The organism is Bacillus sp. TH30 (assembly GCF_016650875.1).
In the GTDB taxonomy this organism is placed as follows: Bacteria; Bacillota; Bacilli; order Bacillales; family Bacillaceae_G; genus Bacillus_A; species Bacillus_A mycoides.
The window spans coordinates 4,515,578-4,528,039 of sequence record NZ_JAEKEY010000002.1; the positions used below are offsets into that span (position 1 = coordinate 4,515,578).

12 protein-coding genes are annotated in these 12,462 nt (G+C 35.0%); 9 read left to right on the forward strand and 3 right to left on the reverse strand.

The window, feature by feature from the left end; genetic code table 11:
- Positions 1 to 9: 9 nt before the first annotated feature.
- From JFU20_RS25355 to JFU20_RS25370, 4 genes are all read left to right on the forward strand, one after another.
- Entirely contained in the window at positions 10 to 918 is a 909-nt protein-coding gene (locus JFU20_RS25355; RefSeq protein WP_002014213.1) for an iron-hydroxamate ABC transporter substrate-binding protein, read from the forward strand.
- Positions 919 to 1,296: 378 nt separating this feature from the next.
- Complete coding sequence (locus tag JFU20_RS25360; RefSeq protein WP_002014218.1) at positions 1,297 to 1,848, forward strand: GNAT family N-acetyltransferase; 552 nt, start codon at positions 1,297 to 1,299, stop codon at positions 1,846 to 1,848.
- A 374-nt stretch (positions 1,849 to 2,222) separates the two neighbouring features.
- A complete protein-coding gene (locus JFU20_RS25365; protein WP_002165324.1) occupies positions 2,223 to 3,380 on the forward strand; it encodes an RNA-guided endonuclease InsQ/TnpB family protein in 1,158 nt (385 codons plus the stop codon).
- A gap of 158 nt (positions 3,381 to 3,538) precedes the next feature.
- Positions 3,539 to 3,766, forward strand: coding sequence for a coiled-coil domain-containing protein (locus tag JFU20_RS25370; RefSeq protein ID WP_001047525.1), 228 nt, complete (start codon positions 3,539 to 3,541; stop codon positions 3,764 to 3,766).
- Positions 3,767 to 3,837: 71 nt separating this feature from the next.
- On the opposite strand, the gene JFU20_RS25375 is transcribed toward JFU20_RS25370, so the two are convergent.
- Entirely contained in the window at positions 3,838 to 5,163 is a 1,326-nt protein-coding gene (locus JFU20_RS25375) for an ArsB/NhaD family transporter (RefSeq protein ID WP_002014220.1), read from the reverse strand.
- A gap of 416 nt (positions 5,164 to 5,579) precedes the next feature.
- Here JFU20_RS25375 and JFU20_RS25380 point away from each other — a divergent pair, with 416 nt between their 5' ends.
- Both JFU20_RS25380 and bshB2 read left to right on the forward strand, forming a co-directional pair.
- Positions 5,580 to 5,930, forward strand: a complete 351-nt coding sequence (locus JFU20_RS25380) for a YojF family protein (RefSeq protein WP_000407039.1) — start codon at positions 5,580 to 5,582, stop codon at positions 5,928 to 5,930.
- A 15-nt stretch (positions 5,931 to 5,945) separates the two neighbouring features.
- Positions 5,946 to 6,608, forward strand: coding sequence for a bacillithiol biosynthesis deacetylase BshB2 (bshB2, locus tag JFU20_RS25385; RefSeq protein ID WP_000439465.1), 663 nt, complete (start codon positions 5,946 to 5,948; stop codon positions 6,606 to 6,608).
- Between the two features lie 227 nt (positions 6,609 to 6,835).
- On the opposite strand, the gene JFU20_RS25390 is transcribed toward bshB2, so the two are convergent.
- Together JFU20_RS25390 and JFU20_RS25395 are read right to left on the reverse strand one after the other, a co-directional pair.
- Positions 6,836 to 7,264, reverse strand: a complete 429-nt coding sequence (locus JFU20_RS25390) for a cytidine deaminase (RefSeq protein WP_002014145.1) — start codon at positions 7,262 to 7,264, stop codon at positions 6,836 to 6,838.
- A 105-nt stretch (positions 7,265 to 7,369) separates the two neighbouring features.
- A complete protein-coding gene (locus tag JFU20_RS25395; RefSeq protein WP_002014144.1) occupies positions 7,370 to 7,921 on the reverse strand; it encodes a DUF5823 family protein in 552 nt (183 codons plus the stop codon).
- Positions 7,922 to 8,286: 365 nt separating this feature from the next.
- On the opposite strand from JFU20_RS25395, the gene JFU20_RS25400 reads away from it, so the two are divergent.
- The 3 genes from JFU20_RS25400 to JFU20_RS25410 all read left to right on the forward strand — a co-directional run bounded on the left by JFU20_RS25400 (position 8,287) and on the right by JFU20_RS25410 (position 12,444).
- Positions 8,287 to 9,486 (forward strand): multidrug effflux MFS transporter, encoded by a 1,200-nt coding sequence (locus JFU20_RS25400; protein WP_002165325.1) that lies wholly within the window; start codon positions 8,287 to 8,289, stop codon positions 9,484 to 9,486.
- Between the two features lie 115 nt (positions 9,487 to 9,601).
- A complete protein-coding gene (locus JFU20_RS25405; protein ID WP_201039007.1) occupies positions 9,602 to 10,534 on the forward strand; it encodes a GNAT family N-acetyltransferase in 933 nt (310 codons plus the stop codon).
- Between the two features lie 518 nt (positions 10,535 to 11,052).
- Positions 11,053 to 12,444 (forward strand): amino acid permease, encoded by a 1,392-nt coding sequence (locus JFU20_RS25410; protein WP_201039009.1) that lies wholly within the window; start codon positions 11,053 to 11,055, stop codon positions 12,442 to 12,444.
- Positions 12,445 to 12,462 lie beyond the last annotated feature (18 nt).

Consider the following 12,462-nt stretch of genomic DNA (forward strand, 5'->3'; position numbering starts at 1 on the left):
GGAGAACATATGAAAAAGAAACTTACTATTTTATTTAGCATTATGTTTATTTTAGTATTATCAGCATGTGGTCAAACGAAATCTAGTGAAGAGGCAACTAAAAAAACTGAAAAAAGTAATGATCCAAAAATTGCTTCTATGTCTATTCATTTAACGAATAACTTACTTGCATTAGGAATTACACCGGTAGGTTCTGTAATTGGTGGAGATTTAAAAGATTTCTTACCTCACGTGAAAGAACAGTTGAAAGATACGAAGAAACTGGGCGTTGTAACAGATCCGAATATGGAAGCATTACTACAATTAAAACCATCTGAAATTTATGTGGATGAAAAATATGCTGGCAAAGATTTAGCGAAATACGAAAAAATTGCAAAAACACATACTTTTAATTTAGATGAAGGTACGTGGAGAGATCATTTAAAAGAAGTAGGTAAACTTGTAAACCGTGAGAAAGAAGCAGATAAATATATTCAAGACTATGAAGAACAATCAAAACGAGTAAAAAGTTTAATAGATAAAGAGTTAGGTAATAACGAAAAAGTAATGGCAATTCGCGTTACTGCAAAAGAATTACGTGTATTTAGTACGAAAAGACCGATGGGACCAATTCTATTCCAAGACTTAGGATTACAACCTGCAAATGGTGTAGAGAAAATTGATGGAAACCGTCCTTTCGAAGTAATTTCACAAGAAGTATTACCTGACTTTGATGCGGATGCTATTTTCGTTGTCGTAAACAGAGACGATAAAGCAAAAGCAGCATTTAAACAACTGCAAGAAACACCAATTTGGAAAGACTTAAAAGCTGTTAAAGGTAAGCACGTATACATTATTAATGATCAACCATGGCTTGACTATTCTGCTTTAGGTAACAAAATGGCAATGGATGAAGCAGAGAAAATGTTTACGAAATAATACAGTTTTGCTATTAGGAAAGGCCCTCTAAATTTGGAGGGTCTTTTTATTGTTGTTATTGTTAGAATAAATGAAAAATTATACAATGAAGTTAATTCAATGCAAGGGAGATGTGCCAATGTCAGCGCTTATTGTAAGTATCCCGTTAAAAAAACAGTTTATGGAACACGGGGATAAAGTGAAACTTTAATCAGTGGGGGTTTTGTTCATCCCCCACTGATTATTAGCCTTCACCAATCGGGCGTTTACGGGCAGTTGATCTCCCACCTGACTTCTTCGCTCCAGCTGAATTTTGAGGTGGGAGTCTTACTGCCCGTTAATGCGGGATAAATAGGCTAGAATTATTGTCCCTGCTATTTAAAAAAGGGGGAGTTTTAGATGACGATGAATCTTTTTCAAAATAAAACTATTAAATTATCAGCTGTTAGAGAAGCAGATGCTGAAGTAATGGCTATGTGGCAAGAGGATAGTGAGTACTTAAGAAATGTAGATACAGACTTGGCATTCCCGCAATCGTTACATGAAATAGCGAGTGATGGGCTATTAAAGGGACGGAAATCGAATAGTGTTTCTTTCATGTTAAGAACAGTTCAAGATGATCGCTTAATTGGTTTTGTTGCAATTCATGGCATAGAGTGGAATAACAGAACAGGTTTATTAGCAATTGGTATAGGAGATACAAAAGATAGGGGAAAAGGATATGGGAAAGAAGCAATACATCTTATTTTAAAGTATGCCTTCTATGAAATGAATTTACACCGCGTCGGTCTGGATGTTATTTCTTATAATAAAGCAGCCATTGCGCTATATAAAAAGATGGGTTTTCAAATGGAAGGTTGTATGAGAGAAGCAGTTCAAAGAGATGGAAAGTGTTTTGATCGAATGATTATGGGGATATTGCGGGATGAATGGATAGAGCTGCAAGATTAAAAGTACATTCCATATTATATATGTAGTATGCAGGAGATATAATGATAATTGGCGAAAATTTACAGCGCACTGATTGGATTTATAAGGGGTATTTAACAGTAAGTTAAAAATCTGGTAATCATAGACATGTGCATTAAAATATAATTATGAAACAATAAAAGTCGAAAGAATTTTTAGAAATGCTTAACGTTTCCGTTAAAACATTGCAAAGATGGGGTAATCAAGTTTTTTTAACTGCTTACGGAAACACAAAAAGAAAATGAAAAATGATCTCCAGAAGAAGAACTTGTTCAAAATTTGCTATCTATCATTCATGTATGTATTCGTAGGATATATGATTGAGAAAATACAAAAATGTCGAGGGATAAAGAGATATGAAAAGAGCATATTTTATAGAGATAAAACCGACAAATGAACAAATAATCAAAATCAATCAAACAATTGGAGTGTGTAGGTACGTTTACAATCTGTATCTCTCCAAAAACAAAGAGATGTATGAATCAGAAGGAAAGTTTTTGAGGGGATATGATTTTTCTAAATGGCTAAACAATGTCTATACAAAAGAATGTAGCCAATGGATTAAAAAGGTATCTAGTAAAGCGGTAAAACAGGCAATTATGAATGGAGATAAAGCTTTTAAAAGATTTTTTAAGGGTTTATCTGGATTTCCGCGTTATAAGAAAAAGAAGAATCAAGATGTGAAATGCTATTTTCCTAAAAACAACAAAACAGATTGGACAGTAGAAAGACATAGGGTAAAAGTCCCAACGATTGGTTGGATGAGGTTAAAAGAATATGGGTATATCCCCAAAAATGCGATTGTAAAAAGTGGAACGATAGGTAAAAGAGCAGGAAGATATTTTGTGTCTGTGCTTTGCGAATTGGAAGAAATAGAAACGAAGCCAACTCTCAATCAAACAGGTGTAGGGATTGATTTAGGGGTGAAGGATTTCGTTATACGTAGCGACGGTATCGTTCATGAAAACATTAACAAAACAATACAAGTAAAAAAGATAGAAAAACGGTTAAAACGTGAGCAACGTTCTTTATCGCGTAAATTTGAAAATATAAAAAAGAGAGGTGAACAATCTGTTACTAACAAAAGAGCGAATATAGATAAAAATATTCTTAGGGTGCAAAAACTACATGGCAGGCTAGCAAATATTCGGTTAGCGTATGTAAAGTCTATTGTAAATGATGTGGTGAAAACCAAGCCAACGTTTATTACAGTGGAAGATTTGAATGTGAAAGGTATGATGAAGAATAAACATCTATCTAAAGCAGTTGCTAAGCAGTGCTTTTATACATTTCAAACATGGTTATTGACGAAATGTGAGGAATATGGAATCGAACTACGTCAAGTAGATACATTCTATCCCTCGTCAAAGTTATGCTCATGTTGCGGTCAAAAGAAAGTAGACTTAAAGCTATCCGACCGAGTATATGAATGTGACTGTGGAAATGTAATAGATAGAGATTTGAACGCGTCAATCAACCTTTTACAAGCAAAAAAATATACAATACTAACGTAAATAGATTGTATATATGTACGGTGGGCTACATCGGAATTTACGCCTGTGGAGTGTTACAGCAAACTGTAGTAGCGAGTTAGTGGCGAGACAGGACACATAGAGGCAGGAATACTCTAAGAATATACATTTGTCTATATTTTTAGTAGCAGTTATGCGAGATGAACTTAGAAAAAAGTAAGCCAGTAAACGAAGAGGTCGCTGAATTAAAAGAATTAATTAAAGAATTGCACGGAAGTGTGCACCAACTTCAAAGTGAAGTGCAGCAACTAAGGCATGAAAGACCGGTTGTTGAAGTGAGAAAAGGTGTTCAACTATCACCAACAATCGTCGGACAAATTGGTGGTATGATTTTAGGTGGATTAGCAATTATAGGTATATTTTGGTGATGAAAAAAGGTTTGTAGCATAGTGCTGCAAACCTTTTGTATTTGATGATATAATTTCGTACACTACAATTTCTACATTAAATAACGTAAATAAATGTAAGCATGTGATAACAATAGCGCAATGATCGTTAAGGGGAAACCGATTTTTAAGAAGTCCATATAAGAGAATCCATGTCCTTCACGTTTTGCAATACCAGCAACGACTACGTTTGCTGATGCTCCAATTAATGTTCCGTTGCCTCCTAGGCAAGCTCCAAGTGATAACGCCCACCATAGTACTTCAATTTGCGGAGAATCGACAGATAGTCCGAGTCCTGTAGCTAAATCTTGAATAAGTGGAATCATCGTTGCGACAAATGGGATGTTATCAATTGTCGCAGATGCGATGCCAGATACCCATAAGATAAGTATAGCAGCGAAACCGATATCGCCATTTGTTACGTCGAGTACTTCTTTTGCGAGTGAAGAAATAAGTCCGATATCAATTAATCCGCCAACGAGAACGAATAGTCCAGCGAAGAAGAAAATTGTTACCCATTCAACGTGGGCAAATACATCTTCAATATCATGTTCTTTCACACCGATTAACATAAGAAGTGTAGCACCTGTCATCGCAATAACGGCAGCGTCTACATGAATAATAGAATGAAGTACAAAGCCTAAAATAGTTAGTCCTAAAATCGTAATGGATTTTAAAAGGAGGCTCTGATCTTTAATATAATCTTTTTCATTTAATGCCATTAGCTTTTCGATTTGCTCAGGCGTTGTTTTTAGTTTGTTGCGATACATGAAGTAAATAATGCCAAGTGTAACGATAGAAATAATGATTACGATTGGAGCTAAGTTTAGTAAAAAGGCATTAAAGTCTAAATGCTTATTAGCTGATCCAATCATAATGTTCGGCGGGTCACCAATTAATGTTGCTGTTCCGCCTATATTTGAAAATAGTACTTCTGAAATTAAATAAGGAACAGGATTTACTTTTAAAATACGTGTAATGGATAGCGTAACAGGTACGATTAATAATACGGTTGTTACGTTGTCCAAAAATGCAGAACCGACAGCGGTTAATAGGGATAGTAATAATAAAATGCGAATTGGTTTTCCGCCAGCTGCTTTTGCTGCTTTTATGGCTACAAATTCAAATACGCCTGATTGACTCGTAATATGTACGAGAATCATCATCCCAATTAAAAGGGTAATCGTTTCCCATTGAATATGCGATGTGAAAGCAGTATGTAAATCTACAATTCCAAAAATAATCATAATAGCAGCACCGAATAGTGCGATTACAGCACGATTCAATTTCTCAGAAATAATAAAACCGTACGTGACTAAAAATACGGCAATTGTAAAATAATATTGCCAATTTGCTACTTCATGTGCTGATTGTTCCAATCATGTCACCTTCTTTAAAGTATGTATTCAATTGTCGAAATGTATCTCGCTGTATTAATACGGGATAAAATATATTGTAGCAAATTCAAAAAAGAAAGAAAACTATTTAACAATGTGAAGGAAAAAATGTGATTTTTACATATCATATAAAGTGAAACTTTAATCAGTGGGGGTTTTTGTTCATCCCCCACTGATTATCAGCCCTCACCAATCGGGCATTTACGGATAGTTGATTTCCCACCTAGCTGACGTGTATTCGCTGGATTTTGGGGTGGGAATCTTACTATCCGTTAATGCGGGATAAAAAATATAAAAAACACAGTGCAAATTATTAGGAAAAGTGGGCGTTGTCCTCTAATATAGAGATAGCAATTTACATTATTTTTGCGTAAAATGGTTTAAAGAGGTGAATTCCGATGGAAATAGTAAAAGATAGTTCTCTTATTCAAAATGAAATTGAACGTTTTGTAAATAAAGATGTATATATTCATTTAGAAACGACGAATGGAGCGTATGCGTCACACTTTAATGAAAAGATGATGACAGTAGGAGCATTCATTCGAAATGCAATTATTCGCTTTGAGCGTGGGAAAATAACTGGAACAAACCCATACCGAGTTGGTTTGAAAATGGATCATGGCTGGGTATATGCAGAAGGCATTACGCACTGGGAAGTAGACGATAAAGAGCGTTTATTACTAGCAGGGCATGATAACCAAGGCCGCTTAGCGGTAGCGCTTGAGCTAAGCTTAACGCCATTTAAGTAAGAAGGAGGGAAACTTATGGAGAGACATGTACTTGTTGTATTTCCGCATCCAGATGATGAAGCATTTGCTGCGGGAGGAACAATTCGCTTATTAACAGATCAAGGAGTACCTGTAACGTACGCATGTGGTACTCTTGGACAAATGGGACGTAACATGGGGAAAAACGTATTCGCTAACCGTGAAACGATTCCAAATATACGTGAAAAAGAATTAAAAGATGCATGTGAAGCGATGGGGATTCAAGATTTAAGAATGCTCGGTTTCCATGATAAAACGTTAGAATTTGAAGATGTTGATTTTGTTGCCGATAAAATCGAAGCGATTATTCAAGAAGTAAATCCATCTCGAATTATTACATTTTATCCAGAACACGGCGTACATCCGGATCATGATGCATTTGGCCGCGCTGTAGTTCGCGCTGTATCACGTATGCCAAAAGAAGAACGTCCAGCCATTCATGCGGTTGCGATTACGAGAAATCGCGAAGCAGTACTCGGTGAACCGGATGTTGTAAATAATATTAGTGAAGTATTTGAACATAAATTAGCTGCACTAGGCGCGCATCGTTCACAAACGGAAGCGATGCTAGAAGAAACGCATGCAAAAATAAAAAACAAAGACGCAGCAACATTAAAATGGCTGCAACTTGAACAGTTTTGGACTTATAAATGGGAGTAGGCTAGAAGGGTATCTTCTAGTAGCTCTTACATATAAAAAGCGCCGTCATTTGTGACGGTGCTTTTTTAGTGAATAACCTTTATTCTCCGCTATTTGCGAGTACCTTCACTTTATCCCGCATTAACGGAGTAAGCCCACCACCTCAAAATTCAGCAAAAGCAAAGAAGGTAGGTGGGGGTGGACTGCACGTAAAAGCCCGATTGGTGAGGGCTGATTAAAGTTTCACTTTATCTCGTACTCCATTCTTTTGCGAATTCATCATGATATGCTTCGCTCCAATGGTATGGCTGCAATTCTTTTAATGGTTTAAAAATGATATCTTGTTTCGAATTTGTAATGGCGCATAGTACTTCTGGTCCCCAATAAAATAAACGTTCTTGGCATACACCACAAGGCGATAATACTTTTAATTCAGAATGCTCATGTTCTCTTGCAAGACAAATAGAATGTGTAACTTTCTTATGAAATTTATGCGCTTCTAAAATTGCACCTGTTTCCATACAAAGTTCTGTTGAAGCGTTTATTACGTCAGGGGCCACACTTGTATAAATGGATCCATCTTCTACACGAATTGCTGCAGCTCCGCCCCAACCATGTGGATATCTTTGGTTAATTAAATTTTTCACTGCATCATATAATTGTTGTTCAATGCTCAATTGTAGTCCTCATTTCTGCTTAATTTTCGATTCAATGACTGTTATTTTTTTAGTAATACCGTTAAAAAAGAATAGACACTCAATTTCAAACTATAAATTCAAGAATTACTTTTCATCTGCATACTTTTCCTCTAAGGCAATTAATAGAGGAATTGATACAGTTACAAGAATGATTAAAGTGGTTATAAAAGATTTAGAAAGAGAAAAAGAACCTTCGATTAAAGGTGATAAAAACTTGAATGAAAGTATACTTGTTATTAAGGAAACTATAAAAAAGCTAAAAAGAGACACATTTTTATTTTTGATAGATGTTTCTATAAAATCTTTAAGACAGCTTATGACGACAAATATAGTTAATATAATAAGAGAAATAAAATAATGTGTTAAATTTGTCATACTAATAGTAGGGTCGTCTATTATGTAAGCAAGTAACTTAGATACTAACATACCTCCAAACAATAAAATAATAAAAGCAAGTAATCCTTCCGATATATATGTGCTGAAATTATCTTTCTTGTTAAAGAGTTTATAGTTTAGAGTAGATTGGATTATTTGAATTAGGAATAGGGTAATAATCCATACATAATATACAAGTGGTAATTCTCCTGAGAATAGAGCAATTAGGAAATTTATTACTGTCCTTAAAATTTCAATCATTACAAAAGTCCTCCTGTTTGTAAGCTTTACGACATTACAAATATGCTAGTCTATCGTGCAATAATTCAATCTATCAATTCAAACTATTCCTAATTATTCCATAAAATAGTGATGGTATCAAGTTATCCTTCTAACAAATCCTCCAAAGCTCAATACTAGAAAAAGAAACGCAATATGTAATATAATTGAAAAAGTATATTTTAAAATCAATGTTAATATTACCCTCCTATAAGTATTAACATACGTAATTGAGGTGTTTTCTTTGTTGTTTTATGATCGAATTTCTATAATGGCCCCTCCTGTTCCATAGCTAAGGAAAGTCTATTCATTTCTGAGATTTTCAAAGTTATAGGAGGGTATTAAAAGTGAAAAAAGTCTCAGTACCATCACTTTGGTTAATGATTATTCTTGTGGCATTTCCACAAATTAGTGAAACAATTTACACACCGTCTTTACCGGATATTTCAAAGGCGTTGCACGTAAGTAATAATGAGGTACAGTTAACGCTTAGTGTTTATTTTGCTGGATTTGCTTTAGGTGTATTTTTTATTGGATGGTTATCAGATATAATTGGTCGTCGCCGGGCGATGTTATTTGGAATTGTAGTATATGGCGCTGGAAGTTTCTTATGCTATATTGCAAATTCTATTGAATTTTTATTGTTTAGTCGTTTTATTCAAGCATTTGGAGCAAGTGCTGGTTCAGTTGTGACACAAACGATTCTTCGTGAAAGTGTAGAGGGGCATAAACGTCATGTTATGTTTGCTCAAATTTCGGCAGTCATTGCTTTTACACCAGCGATAGGTCCACTAATTGGTGGCTTTCTTGATCAAATGTTTGGATTTAAAATAGTATTTTTAAGTTTAGTTGTTATGAGTGTTGGGATTTTGTTATATACGTTTGTTTCTCTTCCGGAAACAAAAACGGAATCAGTAACGGATAAAATAAATGTGTTTTCCGTAGCGAAAAGGTTGATTACAAATCCGAAAGTAGTAACGTATGGATTATTAATTGGAGGAGCAAATGGTGTTTTATTTAGCTACTATGCAGAAGCGCCGTTTATCTTTATTGAATACTTTCAGTTATCGCCTAGTATGTACGGATTTCTAGGAATTGTTGTTGCTTCCGCTTCTATTATTGGAGCGAAAGTTTCAAAGCGGTTACTTGCTACTTATAAAGCAGAGAAAATTATATATATCGGTTGTCTTGTAATGACAGGGGGAGCTATCTTCTTAACTGTTATTACTTCATTTGGATCAAATCCAAACATAATATATATGATTGGATTTTTAGTAGCGATGTTTATATTGCTATTAGGAATTGGGGTAGCATTACCTAACTGTTTAAGTTTAGCATTAGTAGATTTTCAAGATGTCATTGGTACAGCTGGAGCATTGTTTAGCTTAGGCTACTATGTAATTGTAACGATGACAATTTGGGGAATGAGTCAGCTACATACGGGCTCGTTGATGGTGATGCCACTTTATTTTCTGGCTATAGTAGTTATAATGTCAGTGTTTACTAGGGTGTTTATTTTTAGTAAGAAAGTTGAAAAAGCAGTTTAATTATGTAATAGGAAAAGAGTCTCATTGGAAAATGAGACTCTTTTGTATTATTTGTTAACTGATTGTTCAGATAATGATAAAATTTAACTAACTCAAAAAAGGAGGTAAGTACAATATGAACGGTCTAAATGTTAAAGTAACTACACAAGAAGATTTACAACAAATTTTAAAACTATGTACAATTTATGATCAAGCTATGTACGGTGAAATTGATACAACGGTAGAGGACATTACTAACTCATGGAAAGGTATTGATATTAGTAAAAGTTCTTATGTTGTTATGAATGAAGATGAAATAATCGCTTATGGAATTTTGACAGGGAATGAAGGGCAGTTTCCATCTGCCGTATTTGTAAACCCTGATTATTTGAATCAAGAAATTGAACATGTAATCTGGTCAAAGCTTGAAGAGCGTGCTACGGAGCTTGTTAGTAATTCGTCTTGTTTGAATTGCACGATTGTAACACAAGCAAATAATTTCTATGAGGAAAAAGTGTTAGGAGAAGCTGGTTTTATTCCAACTCGTATTTGGTGGGGGATGGGGATTGAATTGCATGGAAATGTTTCATCACCAATATGGCCAAATGGTGTTACGGTGCGCCATTACATACAGGATTTGGATGATGAGAGGTTACATAAAGCTTTTAATGAAGCCTTTGCAGACCACTGGAATTCGCAACCTTCAACTTTAGAAGAGTTTTTGCAGCGTACTGAAAGAGAGGGATTTCATCCTACATTATGGTCACTAGCAATGGTTGAAGATGAAGTAGTGGGTTTTATCTTTAGTAAAAAAGGTACTGATAATAAAGCTGAAATTACTCACCTAGGTGTAAGGTGTTCTAATCGGAAACAAGGCTTGGCATTAGCGCTATTACATCATGCATTTGGCCGACTTTACGAAGAAGGGATTTCAAAAGTGCAATTAAATGTAGACTACGAGAATATTACAGGTGCACCTCGCGTATATGAAGCAGCTGGAATGGAAGTAAAGAGTAAATTCGTTCGCTTTGATAAGGAAATCCGTGCGAAGGATGTATATGATATGTAATTTTACTGATATATTATATTTCCAGGTGAGATGTTAATAGAGCGTTTAGAAAGCATGAAAATATATTTTTAAAATGGTAGTAGAAATGGAAATGAAATTCTTTTAAAGTACGTTATCAACTATAAATATTGAGGTATATGATATATGAAACCGAGGTAGATAGGATCTCCTCGGTTATTTATATTGTAATAATATTTATACCGGAATCATATTGAATAGATGTATTTTATTGTTAATTTAGTTAAAAATTAATCAAACTAATATATAATAATTTACTGAAAAAATAATTGAACTTTTCAGATAAATGAATTAATATGAAGTGAGCAATTTTAAATTTTATAGAAAATAGGAAGATGAGGGGTTTTGGAAATTTTATAAGAGGCAAAATGAGATTTTAGGATAGCTTTAAAGTTAGTCTAAAATGACGTTTGTTTCATCATTTTCAGGGCCAAACAGGAATTAGGGTACACCATCTTACTTTAAATGCGGCTATGAATCATCTAAGAGGGGGAAATGAAGTGGCAAACAAAGAATTGAAACGAGGTTTAGAAGCACGACATATTCAAATGATTGCTTTAGGCGGAACAATTGGTGTTGGTTTGTTTATGGGGTCAGCCAGCACGATTAAATGGACGGGTCCGTCAGTAATGCTTGCATATGCAATCGCAGGTGTTTTCATCTTCTTCATTATGCGTGCCATGGGAGAAATGTTGTATATGGAGCCAAGCACAGGTTCATTTGCGACATTTGGTCACAAATATATTCATCCGTTAGCTGGTTATATGACAGCGTGGAGTAACTGGTTCCAGTGGGTTATTGTTGGGATGTCAGAGATTATCGCAGTTGGAGCGTATATGAAATATTGGTTCCCGGATTTACCGGCTTGGATACCTGGTATTATCGCGATGGTTATTCTTGGTGCGGCCAACTTAATTTCTGTTAAGTCATTTGGTGAATTTGAATTTTGGTTTGCGATGATCAAAATCGTTACGATTCTATTAATGATTATTGCGGGATTTGGACTTATTTTCTTTGGAATTGGTAACGGCGGAGAAGCGATTGGCATATCTAATCTTTGGGCAAACGGCGGTTTCTTTACAGGTGGTTTTTCAGGATTCTTCTTTGCATTATCACTTGTGGTTGGAGCGTATCAAGGTGTGGAATTAATCGGGATTACTGCTGGTGAAGCGAAAGATCCGAAGAAGACACTTACTAGAGCAATTCAAAGTACAATTTGGCGTATTTTAATTTTCTATATTGGTGCTATTTTCGTTATTGTAACTGTTTATCCTTGGGATCAATTAAGTTCAATTGGTAGTCCGTTCGTAGCAACTCTTGCGAAAGTTGGTATTACGGCAGCTGCGGGACTTATTAACTTCGTTGTTATTACAGCCGCAATGTCTGGTTGTAACAGTGGTATTTATAGTGCTGGACGTATGCTTTATACACTAGGTGTAAATGGACAAGCACCGAAATACTTTACGAAGATCTCTAATAACGGTGTACCTTTATTCGGTACAGTTGGTGTAATTATCGGTTTAGCGGTTGGTGTTGTTTTAAGTTATATTGCTCCGAAAAACTTATTCGTATATGTATATAGTGCGAGTGTACTTCCTGGTATGGTGCCATGGTTTGTCATTTTAATTAGTCAAATTCGTTTTAGAAAAGAAAAGGGAGCAGAGATGAAAGATCATCCATTCAAAATGCCATTTGCTCCTGTTACAAACTATTTAACAATTGCCTTTTTAATTATGGTATTAATCGGAATGTGGTTTAACGATGATACTCGTATTTCACTAATTGTAGGTATTGTTTTCTTAGCTATCGTAACAATTAGTTTCTATGCTTTCGGAATAGGGAAACGAGCTCCGTTAGACGTTAAAAATGATCAAGAGGTTTCAAGTAAATAAAGGTAATAAAAAAGTCCG